The sequence below is a fragment of the Bacillus sp. JJ1122 genome, from assembly GCF_036964885.1.
Lineage (GTDB): Bacteria > Bacillota > Bacilli > Bacillales > Cytobacillaceae > Mesobacillus.
On the sequence record NZ_JBALQL010000026.1, the window covers coordinates 198,150 to 212,260 of the forward strand.

A 14,111-nucleotide genomic window follows, 5' to 3' on the forward strand; every position below is an offset into this window, starting at 1 on the left:
CGCCAGCCCCGCGGAAAGCAAAGCGCCTGGAACGAAAATCAACAGCCTTGTTTAACAAAGCCAAAAAGAAAAAGGAAGGAAATTGACAGTCGATATAGAATATTGTCTAAAAAGCATATGGAGGTTGAAAAAATTGCAAATTGATACTTTAAGGATAAATAAGAAGAGCTGGGATGAAGTGGCTCCTCGATTTTATGGAAGGACTGCTCTTCCGGAGTATGGTCCCTTTGCCCCTACTGAGGAAGAATTGAATTTATTTGGTAATGTTGCAGGTCTCAGGCTGCTTGAGATTGGGTGTGGCAGCGGGCATTCGTTAAAATATATGCATGGCAAAAATGCCGGTGAGATTTGGGGTCTAGACCTATCAAGCAGTCAAATTTTGGCCGCAAGAGATTTATTGTATCAAACGGATGTTCATTTATTTGAATCATCTATGGAATCAGATCCAGGTTTGCCTCATGAATATTTCGATATGGTATACTCGATTTTCGCGCTTGGATGGACAACGAATCTTGATCTGACTCTGAAAAACATTCACAAATACCTTAAGCCGGGAGGTATTTTCATTTTCAGCTGGGAACACCCCCTTTATAGCCGCGTGAAAAATACTGAGTTTGGGCTGATGCTTGATAAATCCTATCATGAGGAAGGCCCTTACAATCACCAGGCATGGAACCATCCTGCCATTATGCAGCAAAATAAAATTGGTACATACATAAATACTCTTATAGAAAATGGGTTTCGAATTGAAAGAATGGTCGAGGATGTCAGGTATTCAGAGGAATTGAAAACAAGACATGAGAATCGATGGTATAACGAGACAAAGGTAGCGGCGATTCCTACAACAATTATTTTTAAATGTTCAAAATCATGACATTAGCTTAATCTCTACAATCCCTCGGCAGTCGCAGAAAAAGGATTAACATCAAATGAGATCCTTTTTCTGTTTTTCTTTTCATTTAACCAGTTTGAATACATGCTGACTTCGGAAAGCTTTATGTCCCATTTGATTACTCTTGATCAAATTCCACCTATTACATGACAAGCTTGGGACTTATTCTTTATCTTTAACTAGGACTTTGGCTAATCCTATTCCTGCTAAAGTCGTTAAGCCAGCAAAAATACCAAGATATATCCGATATTTTCAATTGAACAAATCATCTGCTATTGTAAGTACCGTCGCAACAAATGCAGATGCAAATATAACTTGCCTAACACTCATTTTTTTATTTTTTTCCATGATCTCCCCACTACTCAGCTCTTAATCCAATAAAATTCTCCAAAATCAACAAATCGACTTCATCTATATGAAGGTCATCTTGTAAATTCCAAAGTCTTATCGCGGATGTTTCTGGATTTTCCCTAAAAGGTCGAAGACTGTTGATGCTAGTATAATATAAGGGGGTTATATTTTAATTGAGAATTTGAACTGTTTCGAAGCATCGCTAAACCTTTAAATTCAATGTCGTTTACAATCTGAGCTGTTTCTTCAAAAAGTTCTCTTTTGGCACATTCCACTGGTGTCTCTCCTGCTTCCCTCTTGCCAGCAGGCAGTTCCCATTGATTTCGCCATTTATTCTTACAAAGCAAATAATTCCCCGTACATTCTACGATGGCAAAGGAACCCGCTAGTGGTTTGTATCGATTGATCTCTTTCTCGCTGAGTCTCAGGAACTTAACAAATTCAAAACCATTATTTTGACTGGTGATCAAGCAGCGGTCTCCCCTGTTCGTCGCGAATTCTTTTCCCGAAATGTATGTGCCAGTGCATATGTTTATTGCTTTGGTAATCCCCTATATTCGTAGACACCGTGCATGCTCCATGTTTTTCATTAAGCTGGCTGGCAAGCTGTCTGATGACATGAATTAGATCCTGCAAGATGACATTTTCATCTTCAGTCACGGTTATGAATGATAATATATGTTTTTTAGGTATGACGACAATATGTACCTCATAATAAGGACGAGTGTGATAGAAAGCCAGACTATGCTCTGTTTCTATCACAATGTCCACTTTTGTTTTACCTGACAGAACCTCTTCGCAATAAAAATCTTCCCCCAAGTTATCCATATTTCTCACTCCTTATTGTACGAATTCTTTTATGTAATGGTTTATAAATCTGAGGTATGACTCTGTCAGGCCCACTGGTAATTGGTTAAGACTAAAAAATTGTAATTCTACGGATTCACTCTCATCCATCTTTATTTCACCCTGTATATCATTCGTGAAGTAAACGGCTGTTACCGAATATAGCTCGTCACCGTTTGCCACCCTTAAAAAATACTCCGGTCCCGAGAAGACTCCTGCAAATTTAAGTTCCCCTAATATCAGGCCTGTTTCCTCTTTGACTTCTCGTCTTGCAGTTTCTTCGAGGCTCTCCCCCATTTCCATTATTCCTCCCGGAAGTCCCCAGCCTCCATCTATTCTATGCTGCAGTAATAACTCAGAATCTTGATTGAAAATTAAGACAACCGATCCCGGTAATATCAAAGGTCGATGACCGACCAATTCTCTAAGTTCACTGACATATCCCATTCATTTCACTCCATCACTGTTTTTTGAATAAAGCGGTCCATAATGCAGAAGTGCCGAATAGATGTCCGTCCTGAGATACATCTCTCATTTTCCTTATCTCGACCACTTCAAAATCCTGAAAAATTGCTTTTAATTTCTCTTCAGTAAAACCAAGTCCGCCCTTTAAGCTCTTTAATCTGTATACATCCCAATCTGATATTTCAGCTCCACCTAGTTCTCCACCTTGAACAAAACAAGTTAGCGCAAAAGATCCTCCAGGCTTTAACGCGCGATTTACCAATTCGAGATAATTCATTCTTCTATGGGGTGCTATATGGTGGAAGCATCCTGAATCATAGACGATATCATATGTAGCTTCCTCTATCTCTAAATCAAAAATATTGGTCTTGATAAAATTCACTTCGATGTTTTTCTCGGAAGCTCTTTCGTTTGCCCAGCCTATTCCTTCTTCAGACTGATCTACTGCATCGACAACACAGCCTTTTTCAGCAAAGTAAATCGCATTTCTGCCTGGACCGCAGCCTAGTTCAAGAACTTTCCCCTTCGATAATTTTTCTGTTTCAAAGTATTCCACTACATTCTCGTCCGGATCATTACGAAAGAAAGGTACCTTTCTTCCCCTATCGGAATAAAAGTGATCCCAATCAAACTTGCTTTCCTCTTTTAAAAATTGGTCCAGCATATTCAACAGATCATCATAGCTTTTAATCATTTCATTCATCGAAAATCCTCCTAAATTATTCAGGTCCTTACGGGTGAAACAAGGTGTTTTTGTGTGCAGCTTTCAACTGGCTGAATTAAAACAGGTCTCATTGAACCTGAGAAGCTTAAGCTTACCAGATCCTCACTGATCGCTTTTAGCGCATCCATTAAAAAACAGCCATCGAGTGAGATAACAAGCTTCTTTTCACCGCTTATGCTTTCAATCTTCTGAACCTCTTCTATTTTTCCTAAATCACTAGAAAAAGAGGATATTAAAAGTTTTGAATTATCCAGTATTTCGAGTTTAACATTGTTATTTCTTGAATCTCTTGCAAATAAACAAGCACGGTCGATTCCTTTTAAGAACTGATTTCTTTCAATTATGATTGTAGTTTTAGATTCTTCTGGAAATAGTATTGTTACATTTGGATATGTTCCTTCTATCAGCCTTGTATAAAAGGTAATGTCCTGTGATTTAAAAACGAGATAGCGATCAGAAATATATAACGCTATTTCCTCAGAAGAATTGCTGAATATCCTGATCAATTCTTTTGCCGATTGCAATGGTAAAATATATGTTCCATTCATTCCTGTAGCAATTACCATCTCGCTTAATGCCAGTCTATGTGAATTAGTTGCAGCCAACATAAGTTTATTTGCTTGAAAGGAAAGCAGCAAACCAGTCAGAACGGGACGAGAATCATTATGAGAGACAGCAAATGAGGTTTGTTTTATCATTTGGGTTAAACTGTGCATCGGCATTTCAATAGATTTCATGCTTATCAATTCCGGCAGCTTAGGGAAGTCATTAGGATTAAATCCGCTAAGCAGAATGGTTATTTCCTCTGACTGAATTTTTATTTTGTCATTTTCGATTAATAGAATGGTAATCATATTCGGCATTTTTTTCACTAGCTCGAGTAAATGTTTAGCAGAAATAACAATGCTCCCAGTTTCGAATATTTCCATGCGGCCATTGCCTAAGAGAGGAATTTCTTTTTCGATATAAATGTCATGATTGGTTGACGCCAGTGTCAAACCATTTGAGCCGGCAGTAATTTTTATGCTGCCTAGGATAGCTGAATTGGTATTTGAGGGTACAATCCTGATAATCTCAGTTATGGCTTCATAAAAGTAATCTCGCTCAATTCTAAAATTCATTTAAAAACCTCACAAAAATTTTATCTTACTATTCAATTCGACATAAAAATGGGAAATTCCTGTAAAATTTTGCATAATAAAGCGACCTCCCTCAAAGGGAAATCGCATGATCATTCAACCGTTTATTAAACTTTTTCCTTCTGTAAAATTAGCTGGACAACATGTCCCATTCCGGTATGCAGCTCGCCTTCTTTTCTTTCTTTTTCGCCGTAAAAGAAATGCAGGATTTTGTAGCCTTCTGTCCACTTCAGTATATCCCCTGGATGATAAAGCATATCCACCGTTTTGGGTCCGCCAGTTTTATATCGAACCTGATCCTCTGAATACACCTCCATCATAAGGACGCCACCGTCCATTAGACTAGAGAGCAGCTTATCAAACACGGTCTTTTGATCCTTTTTATCAAAGTGGCCAAAAACCATAATAGCTGCGTCGAATTCCGCTTTCGGTACTTCATCATGAATTAAATCCTTTTGTTCTGTATTTACCTTTACACCAAATCGATGAGCGAGAGCTTCTGTTTTCCTCAACCCAGTGTCCGCATAATCAAAGGCAGTAACATCGTGGTTTTGTCTGGCTAAGAAAACGGCATTCCTGCCTTCACCTTCCGCGAACGCTGCGATTTTTTTAAGATTTTTCAAGAGGTAAGCATGCGAGTGTATGAACTCATTAGGTTCTTCTCCATACACATAGTGCTCTGCTCCGAATCTTTCGTTCCATGGATTTCCCATACGATCACTCCTTCCTTTTCATTATACCCAATACCCTTTTTTTAGTATGATTAAAGAACCTGAGGCTATCCTAAGATAAAAAGGGTATGGTGTATTAATAGGAGGTATAAATATGAATGAATTGACATCGATGGATGAAGTTAAAAGTTTGATAAATGATCATGAAGTAAGCTTTATTTATGTATTAACTGATAGCTGAAGTGTTTGTCACGGTTTGCTTCCTCAGGTTGAGGAAGTGATGAAGGATTTCCCTAAAATTGCAATGGGATTAGTAAACGCTGCAAAGGTAGAGGAAATTGCAGGATTCTTGATGGCTTTCACAGTACCAGTACTTGTCCTATATGTAGACGGCAGGGAATATTTAAGAGAAGCAAGGATCGTCCAAGTAGAAAAATTCAGGGACGATGTAACTAAAATTTATGAAGGTATTTTTGGTGAATAACCAATTGCTCGCTAAACGCCTGGTGTTGTTAAACCAGGCGTTATTTCACATGCAGACAGAACTCCTCTAAATCATATGAACTAACTTGCCCTCCAAAGCAGCAATATACCGCTTAGCAGATTTTTGAACAGATTGATGAGCATTTTCCTTAATAATTCGATGAAATGCATTATATAGTCGATCGAAATGTAGAGTGTTGACTTTATCTGCCATTTCCTGAACCTTGATAGCTGGCAATGGAATAAGGTTAGGATAACTATACATGAAACTTACCCATTGTCGATCAGCCACTACTTGAATGATGTCTCCAGTAAGAAGTAAACCTTGCTTGTTCACATCATGTTCCCAGTGCAAAACACTTCCCCCATTAAAATGCCCACCCAAACGATACAACGTTACACCCTCATCAAGCTCAAGAGAATCTCCCGACCAGAAGATGATACTGTCACTTGGCCTTGTGACCCATTGACGATCAGCTTCGTGGATATAAATGCTTGCTCCAAATCGCTCCGCCCATTCAACCTGCGTTGAATAATAATGAGGATGGGATAATGCTATGGCATCTATTCCTCCCAATGCTTTTATTTCATTTTCCGTACGTTCGTCCAGGTAGGTAATGCAGTCCCATAACAAGTTGAATCCTTGATTTTGTAAAAGGTAAGCTGTCTGTCCGATTGCATAGCCTGGGGTAGTTGTGATGCTGTACAGGCCAGGCTCTTCAGTGACAATGGAATTTCTGTAATTCCCTGAATCATTAAGGGTTTCAAGCGTTGTCCAAGACTGCCCGTCTGGATGGATGTACTGCCTTTCGTCAGAGCAAATCAAACAAGTATCGGGTGGATTTGTTGTTTTTGGATATTGGACACCGCAAGTATTGCAGATAAAATGGTTCATATTGAACACCATCCTCAAATTTTTCTTATTTTAATTATAGGAAAATATTAAGCAGTTCACTTCGGTTGTTTGATGGAACTGTTCTACAACTTTTGGCTGAGAATTGCATTTTTAAAATTCATCATCCACTATTGCTCCCCAACCAATATATTCGATGATCTTCTTGGCCTCGTTAACAGCTCTTTGCCTGCCATATGGCGACAAGAACCAATTATCCTTACATGTGTTTTGGTCATCTGCCGGGCATAGTGTAAACTCAATCCAATCAGGCATATAAGTCTTAAATGTAAGGTAGGTTCTTCGGATATGATAACTACTCGTCACAATCAGCAGTCGCCTGATTTTATGCAGCGGCAACCATCGGTCTAGAACCAGTAGAGAAGCGAGGACATTTTCTTTCGTGTTTTTAGATACATCCTCAACTAAAATTTTGTCCTCTGGGATACCAGCTGCAATGGCTTTATTTTTCAATAATGCAGCCTCCGTCAGATTATTGCCTGGCCATGTAACACCCCCAGAAAATAGAATTTTATCAGCACGACCTGCTTTATATAACTGTAGTGCAACAGGCAGTCTGTATACGATCGCTTTACTGCTGCCCAATACGATAATACAATCCCCTGGCTTTTGATCATCCTGAAATTCTCCGAACAAGAGCTTTGTGATCTGTTCATCTGAAAGGGTATTTGGATTTAGTGCTGATATTTTCATGTAATTTGCATCTCCTTTATAACTCATTTATAGCAAGTTCATGTTAAAATATAAGAAAATTTAGAACCCGGAGAGATTCCTTATGTATGAATTGTTTTGTATAATTGGCAAGTCAGAGACGATTGGTTTGAATGGTGTGAGGATTTCCCTGATCATGAACTTACAAAACAACGTGTTGGCGGCATGGGTAGTATATTGAAAACCTTATTCCATGTTATTGATTGTGAACAAATATGGATTAATCAAATGCTTGGCAGCCCTGTGCGTGAGAGAAAATTCGACGCCACTTGTACTCTTGAAGTGGTAAAAGAGTATTCCTTGATAACAAGAGAAATGACTAAAGAATTTATTAAGGATTGGACAGTCCAAAAGGATGATGAAATTCTTGAAATAAACAGTAAGAATGGACGCTCATTTACATTCCCATATCGTAAAGTGTTGAACCATATCATTTCCCATGAGATTCACCATATTGGCCAACTATCCATATGGGCGAGAGAACTTGATAAAAAGCCAGTAAATTGTGATTTACTCATTAGAGATATTTATTAGACCCCTTCATGGACTGAAGAGGTCTTTTAATTTTTCTCTTTTCCTCATGCAAATCCCTTCACTTACCAAATATTAAAATGTATCTTCTAACTCGTCTGGAGCAAAATATCAGATGTGTCCAATTTCCTGTCAAAAGGAGAAAACATGAATATTGATACGATAAGGGGTGCAATCATGGGAATTTTAAGTGGTAATCCAAAGGATGAACCGATGCATTATGGTGAGGTTTATGGTGCTTGGATGCATCTTTCCGTAAATCAAGGACTTATTGCCGGGTATCAGACATTTGTTAACCATATTGGCGATGAGGATCTAAAAAAACTTGTCTTAGAAGCAATTGAGGCCCTTAAGGAAGAAAAACGTCAGGTTGAAGAATTGCTCAAAACAAACGGAATTGGTCTTCCACCGGCACCGCCGGAACGTCCAGTGGCTCACCTGGAGGATATACCTCCTGGAGCACGGTTCAGTGACCCTGAAATCAGCGCATCGGTTTCAAAGGATGTTGCTCAGGGCTTAGTTGCAGCAAGCACAATGATTGGTCAGTCAATTAGAGAAGACATTGCGACAATGTACGGCCAATTTCATATGGCAAAAGCTCAATTCGGAGCTAAAATGCTCAAGTTAAATAAGACAAAAGGGTGGCTGGTACCTCCTCCCCTGCAGGTTAAATCAACAGAAAAATCATAATATTATTATGTAAACAATGGACAACTATAGTTGGTTGTCCATTGTTATATTCATTCATCAAATTTTAAATAAATTAGATATAACAATAAAAACAGCAGATCATTTAGACCTGCTGCTTCGTTTACTTTTTCCATATTCGCTTGTTTTCTACCCTTTTTGTATATCCGAGAGAATCTAACCGCTCAAGGAACGGAATCATGTATTTTCTGGATAATTCAACTGCTTCCTTAGCATCTGCTACTTCAAATTCAGTATCCGTATGGCTTTTCAGCTTCTGGACCGCATTTGCGAAGTGCTCACCATGCCAGACAAACTGGTCATCAAGCAACACAATTTTTCCTTGATCCTCCAATAACCTCTTTAATTCCACAACGAGAGATTCCGGTATTCCCGCATTCTTAATATAGTCATTAAGATTAGCAACCTTTAAGCCATCTTTTTTCAGTTCACTTAGCAGGTTTTCTGTGCGTTTTTCCCAATTTTTCGGTACATGCGGTTCAAAGTTTGATAAGGAAACGAACTGTTCTTTTCTCGAAAAAACAGCTCGTTCAATACCGTAATCAATGATGAATTCGATAAGCGACTTAGAAAACTGTTTTTGCAGTGATTGAAGAATCACTGCCTTATTTACTCCTGGGCGCATCGGATTTGCTTCATGAAATTCTTTTAGCTTGTCTTTGATGTCCTCTTCCATCAGTTCTACAAGAGAGCTAAGCGTGTATTCCTTGCCTGAAATCTGGACAAATTGCTCATCTTGCAGATTTAACTTTAATGTTTCTTCGTCCAATGCCGTCCTTTTAATCAAATCTTCCATGGAAAGACTTTTCGCCTCATATAATGCAGCGTTGATCCTTTCCATCGGCGTGCCTGCTTTTTTCTTTTCAAGCTCTTCAATTGTCTGCTGGCCGAATCTGTATTTATTTCCACGCGGATCGATTACCCATCCGCCTCCGATGGTTTCCTGCGGGCTGGGTCTCCTGATGATAAAGCGGTCACCGCGTTTAGTCACGATTTTTTCATCCAGCCTAAGCTGACAAAGAATTTCGCCGTTTTCTTCCTTCAATTCATTCCTGTCAAAGAAAACAATCCTGCCCATTACTTCAGCCGTACCAATATGGCATTTAATTGGCGTCCGCTGTTTCACAAGATGGTCCAAATCTTCGACGATGCGAATTGCCACATCAATTGTATTCGTTACAATAAAATGATCGGATGAAACCAAGACCTCTCCCCGTTCCAGTTCATCCTTTGAAACACCAGAAAGATTGATAGCCGTACGCTGGCCGGCAAATGCAATCTTTGCTGGCTTATGGTGGACCTGCAGCTGACGGGCACGGACTTCAATGCCATCAGGAAGCACTTTCAGAAGCTGTCCCTCTTCAACTGTACCTTCATACACAGTACCCCTGACCACCGTACCTTGTCCCTTTACCGTAAAAACCTGGTCTATTGGAAGACGGAAGGCGCCTTTCGCATCACGCATTTCCTGTTCCTTCAAGGAATCAATAATCAATCTCTTTAACTCCTCGATTCCCTTTTTTGATAAACTATCAACCATCATAAACGGAGCATTTTCAAACACAGTTCCTTCCAGCTCACCTAAAATATCATCCTTAACCAGTTCAACGAATTCATCTTCGACACGATCTATTTTTGTAATGGCGATAATCCCGGTCCGGATCCCCAAAAAAGCCAGGATATCGAGATGTTCTCTTGTTTGCGGCATGACTCCTTCATCTGCAGCAACCACAAGAACGACTAGGTCAATTCCTGCTACTCCCGCAATCATTTGCCGAATGAACCTTTCATGGCCTGGAACATCTACAACAGAGATTTGAAGTTCCTCATCCTCATATAAAGGCGCGAACCCAAGTTCAATCGAAATTTGCCTTTCCTTCTCTTCTTTCAGGCGGTCGGTATCCACATTCGTCAAAGCTTTTGTCAGCGACGTTTTTCCGTGGTCTATATGTCCTGCCATTCCAATGGTAAAATACCTCTTGCTCAAATGCTGACACCCTCTTTTTATATGTATAAAAATACTCTAACTTTAAAACAAGAATTGTTCAAGCAACTGATTTTAGTACATTTTTGCTCCTAGAGCACCGCTGTACTCCCCATCACGAAGGAACACTGTTTCTAGACCTGACATTTTAGCGTACAATTCTAAATAGGATTGAAGGGCTTTATTTCCGGAGAGTGTGCCCCCTATATAAACAACTTTCTTCGTAGAATGTAAGGCTGCAGTCTGCACAGATAATAAAGTGATCGTCTCAGAAATCATATTAATAACAGAGGCCATTTGATCCGCTGCAGAATTCTCTTTGCTCTTTGAGGCCTTGGCAAAGTTACTCGCAGTCAGGTCGCCTTGAATGGGTGGCTCTTCTGGGTGATAAATATCTTTGACTAAGAGGTCAACATTCCCTCTTGTACCTCTTGACGCCAACTCAACTAACTCGGAAAAATCTCTGCTATTCCCAAGGAGCGTACCCAAGCCCATAAAGGTACCTCCTCCTATGCCGCTTCCAAGAACCCGTTCATAATGACTTCCTTCCATCACAAACCATGAAGTGCCAGTCCCGATATTGACGAGCAGGACTTTTTCTTGCAAAGACATGTTTTCTTGCTCCATCAAATACTTTGCTCCCTCACATGCTGCCGTGAATTCGTTTACAATTTCAGCCTCTGGAAAGAAATCTGCTTTTATCCTTCCTGCTTTTCCACCTGTCAAAACGATTTTGTTACTGGCTGCTAACATTTTAAGCCAATTTAGCGCAGACTCCATGTCTTCAATAGGATACTTTTTAAAATGAATTCTGCTGGTTTCTTCAAAAGCTATCTTAATGAGCGAACCGCCAGCATCAATACCAATTGTATTCTTATTCATAGCGACACTCCTTTTAAATGTATAATACTAGACTAACACAAAAAATTATTAACACTATTGTACGTCCCTACTCTTTAACAAATCAATAAAAAGCGGCAGTTGTTTAATCTGCCGCTACATAATTTTTATAATCTAATAGAAAATCATAGAAAAATCCCTGGCCAAGTTACCGAATACTTTAGGTTCTGGTCAGGGATTTTTCCTATTTATCCTGTTTAAAGGCTAAGCCATAATCTATTTTTTGTGGTTATGTTCCTTATCAGCATTTGCAAAGGAAGGCAGGCCTGAAATGTAACCAATTCCGCCTGTTTTATTGATGCCGATTTCCTTGTCCATGGCAGCTTTCAGTTCTTCTTTATCTACGGCTGTGATCGTTTTAGTGTCCAATTCATCTCCCGGGTGCTGGAAATTGCTCATGATATAGGAGAAACCACTGCGATTATCTGCTACAAACAGGCCTGTAGATTCAGCGCCAGCTGGTGCAGACAGGACACGTGACAATTCTTTTGTATCAAGATTATAGGACCAAACGAAGTTGTTTGTATGCATGCTGCTATCTTCTCCGATAAATAGTGTTCGCATGGCTTGGGAGTAGCTTAAATTATCAGGATTGGCGATCATATCAACATTTGCAGTGTTGCCATATGAGTCTGCTTTTGCCATATCTTCGCCAACTAATAATCCTTCCATGGAAGAAGCTGCATATTTGCTGTCGATCCTCTTTCCACTGCTATCCGTTTGACCACCAGCAAGGTTTAACTGATAAGTTACTCCCGATTTGATTTTTGGAAGCTGGATATGGTCTGCGGGATCCTTTCCAGCAGTATCTTTTTCCATTCCCTTACTTTGGTCTGCTATCGCAACATACACTTTGTTATCTTTTTCATTAAGCGTTAAACCTTCCATTTTGTTGAATTCAGATGTCGCACCAAGAAATGCTGCGTAACGGCGGGACTCAAGGAAAGCTGCAGCCTTTTCCATTCCTGGTTTTAATTTAAGGTATTCTGTCTTTCCGTGCGAATATTGTTTAACAGCCTTAAAACCATCTTTTGGCGCATCAGAAGTTTCGAAAATATCACTGAACTTAATGCCGCTGTCAATGATCTTTTTGACTTCTTTATCAGACGCATGTCCAAGTTTAATCCATTCAAGGTTTCCAGAACCACCATTTTCTGTTCCAGTCTGGTTAAACTTAGCTGCATAAAGAGTACCTTTTGACAAGTCAGCTTTTTTATCTGCAACGTACATGAACATCGTTGTATATGACCCGTCATCCCCGAAGAATGCAGTTCTCTGATCAGGCATTACCTTCATCAATTCATGTGAGAAACGGCCGGTACTGTAATGCTTTTCAACTTTTGTTTTACCGTTTTTATTCACCTGGATTTCTGGAATGTATCCATAGAAATAAGGATTTGCTTTTGTTTTATCTCCAAAATAAAGTTGTGCAAAACTCTCAACCGAAACTCTTGCCGAAGATTCAGGATCATTTTCAAAGCTTCTCGCATCTGGTTCGTATTCTTCGGAACCTAAATGAGTATTCCAAGGAGATAGCGAACCGTTACAGGGAATCCATAACCCATTCACATTAGAAAAATCAATCTTTGTTACTTTTTCGGGTGTCAATTCCCCTGACTCCTGATCTTGATTCAGTTTTGTCAAAGACATTGAGGCCGGTACAATTCCGTATGCAGATTGGCCAGCTGCATCGACTGTCTGGTATTCATAATGAGTGACCAAATATTGTTGTCCATTAATTGGGTTCAGTAAGCTGTTTGAATCTGGAGCATCCGATACAAAAGGAACTGGTTTTCCAGGAACGCTATTATCCATGATCGGATCACCATTTACGTCAATTGGTGTTCCAGCAGCAATCATTTCGCCTTTGTTTGTTGCAACCTTATCTTCTGATTTAAATAGCCTATTATAAGATAGAGGGAAATTCTTCGTTGTTCCATCACTATACTTTACATCCACTGATGCCTGAGTATAAGTTTGGACCATTTGTTGAATTGTTGAAGGGGCTTGCATGCCATTAAATTTAACTGAATCTATATTATTTTGACCTTTTTCAGCCGCGGCTGCAGGTGTTAGAGCAGGAATCGTTAATGCCAGGGTAAGGGCAACCGTTGCACCTTTTTTAGTCATTCTTTTTTTATTCATATTGATCCTCCTATAACTTTGTAATAGATTATCCATTTCCTATTAAACTCTATAAATGTAAATCTATTATTGGCATTAAGTAAAAAACACATATAGTTTTATTTCTTTTCCGTAAATGCCCCGGTTACGCTTAGAAATAAAACTATCTAGTACGCAATACCATAAGCTATGTTGAGGAATAAATAAAAGGCTTCCTGTATGTATGGAAGCCTTTAAAATTGAATAAATCGTGTACTGCATTCCAACAATTCTTTTTAGAATGAAGGTAAGTTGTCTAAATTGTTCTCTTTAATACCATCAGGTTCACTTCGGATGATATCCCGCCCATATTTATGGAAAACGTCAACATGAGCCAACTTTCCTTCTTTTGCTTCGTTTAAAGCAGTAATATAATCTAATTCCCTGCCTTGTTCTGTCTTGAATGCAATGATATCCCCATCATCATTCTTGCGGACGGCTATAATCTGCTCTTTCCCAGGCTGGAAATCATTCGCCTCTATTAGAGCTTGTCCCTGGCTCTGATCTTTGTATTCTTGATAAATTTTGTTGAAATCCTTATTTGCCATAAAAACACCTCCCGAACATATGTTTAGTTTTGTCATGATGGAAGGTTTTTATGTGTCGAGTAGAACAAAAAGCGTAAGCGCC

16 protein-coding genes are annotated in these 14,111 nt (G+C 39.3%); 4 read left to right on the top strand and 12 right to left on the bottom strand.

Annotation, left to right across the window (positions count from 1 at the left end):
* Positions 1 to 133 precede the first annotated feature (133 nt).
* Complete coding sequence (locus tag V7201_RS16585) at positions 134 to 874, top strand: class I SAM-dependent methyltransferase (protein WP_335377861.1); 741 nt, start codon at positions 134 to 136, stop codon at positions 872 to 874.
* A gap of 512 nt (positions 875 to 1,386) precedes the next feature.
* On the opposite strand, the gene V7201_RS23250 is transcribed toward V7201_RS16585, so the two are convergent.
* The 6 genes from V7201_RS23250 to V7201_RS16615 all read right to left on the bottom strand — a co-directional run bounded on the left by V7201_RS23250 (position 1,387) and on the right by V7201_RS16615 (position 5,130).
* On the bottom strand, positions 1,387 to 1,713 hold the full coding sequence (locus V7201_RS23250) for an NUDIX domain-containing protein (RefSeq protein WP_438825064.1): 327 nt from the start codon (positions 1,711 to 1,713) through the stop codon (positions 1,387 to 1,389).
* Positions 1,694 to 2,071, bottom strand: coding sequence for an HIT family protein (locus V7201_RS16595; protein ID WP_335377862.1), 378 nt, complete (start codon positions 2,069 to 2,071; stop codon positions 1,694 to 1,696). The genes V7201_RS23250 and V7201_RS16595 overlap by 20 nt, the downstream gene beginning before the upstream one ends.
* A gap of 12 nt (positions 2,072 to 2,083) precedes the next feature.
* Positions 2,084 to 2,536: an NUDIX hydrolase gene (locus V7201_RS16600; RefSeq protein ID WP_335377863.1), complete on the bottom strand. Its 453-nt coding sequence runs from the start codon at positions 2,534 to 2,536 to the stop codon at positions 2,084 to 2,086.
* A 13-nt stretch (positions 2,537 to 2,549) separates the two neighbouring features.
* Positions 2,550 to 3,257 (bottom strand): class I SAM-dependent methyltransferase, encoded by a 708-nt coding sequence (locus V7201_RS16605; RefSeq protein ID WP_335377864.1) that lies wholly within the window; start codon positions 3,255 to 3,257, stop codon positions 2,550 to 2,552.
* Between the two features lie 20 nt (positions 3,258 to 3,277).
* Complete coding sequence (gene dnaN / locus V7201_RS16610) at positions 3,278 to 4,399, bottom strand: DNA polymerase III subunit beta (protein WP_335377865.1); 1,122 nt, start codon at positions 4,397 to 4,399, stop codon at positions 3,278 to 3,280.
* A 125-nt stretch (positions 4,400 to 4,524) separates the two neighbouring features.
* Positions 4,525 to 5,130 carry a class I SAM-dependent methyltransferase gene (locus tag V7201_RS16615; protein WP_335377866.1) on the bottom strand — a complete coding sequence of 202 codons (606 nt, stop codon included), beginning with the start codon at positions 5,128 to 5,130 and terminating at the stop codon, positions 4,525 to 4,527.
* Between the two features lie 238 nt (positions 5,131 to 5,368).
* Here V7201_RS16615 and V7201_RS16620 point away from each other — a divergent pair, with 238 nt between their 5' ends.
* The gene (locus V7201_RS16620) at positions 5,369 to 5,572 is read left to right on the top strand and encodes a thioredoxin (protein ID WP_335377892.1); all 204 of its coding nucleotides are present in this window, start codon (positions 5,369 to 5,371) and stop codon (positions 5,570 to 5,572) included.
* Positions 5,573 to 5,638: 66 nt separating this feature from the next.
* On the opposite strand, the gene V7201_RS16625 is transcribed toward V7201_RS16620, so the two are convergent.
* Together V7201_RS16625 and V7201_RS16630 are read right to left on the bottom strand one after the other, a co-directional pair.
* Positions 5,639 to 6,466: an MBL fold metallo-hydrolase gene (locus V7201_RS16625; protein ID WP_335377867.1), complete on the bottom strand. Its 828-nt coding sequence runs from the start codon at positions 6,464 to 6,466 to the stop codon at positions 5,639 to 5,641.
* A gap of 111 nt (positions 6,467 to 6,577) precedes the next feature.
* Positions 6,578 to 7,177 (bottom strand): YdcF family protein, encoded by a 600-nt coding sequence (locus tag V7201_RS16630; RefSeq protein WP_335377868.1) that lies wholly within the window; start codon positions 7,175 to 7,177, stop codon positions 6,578 to 6,580.
* Between the two features lie 96 nt (positions 7,178 to 7,273).
* On the opposite strand from V7201_RS16630, the gene V7201_RS16635 reads away from it, so the two are divergent.
* Both V7201_RS16635 and V7201_RS16640 read left to right on the top strand, forming a co-directional pair.
* Positions 7,274 to 7,729, top strand: a complete 456-nt coding sequence (locus V7201_RS16635) for a DinB family protein (RefSeq protein ID WP_335377869.1) — start codon at positions 7,274 to 7,276, stop codon at positions 7,727 to 7,729.
* Between the two features lie 144 nt (positions 7,730 to 7,873).
* Positions 7,874 to 8,416, top strand: a complete 543-nt coding sequence (locus tag V7201_RS16640) for a DUF3231 family protein (RefSeq protein WP_438825065.1) — start codon at positions 7,874 to 7,876, stop codon at positions 8,414 to 8,416.
* Positions 8,417 to 8,537: 121 nt separating this feature from the next.
* Here V7201_RS16640 and selB read toward each other — a convergent pair whose 3' ends face one another.
* The 4 genes from selB to V7201_RS16660 form a co-directional block, all read right to left on the bottom strand.
* Positions 8,538 to 10,421, bottom strand: a complete 1,884-nt coding sequence (gene selB / locus V7201_RS16645; RefSeq protein ID WP_335377870.1) for a selenocysteine-specific translation elongation factor — start codon at positions 10,419 to 10,421, stop codon at positions 8,538 to 8,540.
* A gap of 72 nt (positions 10,422 to 10,493) precedes the next feature.
* Positions 10,494 to 11,300 carry a type II pantothenate kinase gene (gene coaW, locus V7201_RS16650; protein WP_335377871.1) on the bottom strand — a complete coding sequence of 269 codons (807 nt, stop codon included), beginning with the start codon at positions 11,298 to 11,300 and terminating at the stop codon, positions 10,494 to 10,496.
* A gap of 234 nt (positions 11,301 to 11,534) precedes the next feature.
* Entirely contained in the window at positions 11,535 to 13,463 is a 1,929-nt protein-coding gene (locus tag V7201_RS16655) for a PhoX family protein (protein ID WP_335377872.1), read from the bottom strand.
* Positions 13,464 to 13,717: 254 nt separating this feature from the next.
* Complete coding sequence (locus tag V7201_RS16660; protein ID WP_335377873.1) at positions 13,718 to 14,029, bottom strand: DUF3892 domain-containing protein; 312 nt, start codon at positions 14,027 to 14,029, stop codon at positions 13,718 to 13,720.
* Positions 14,030 to 14,111: the final 82 nt, after the last annotated feature.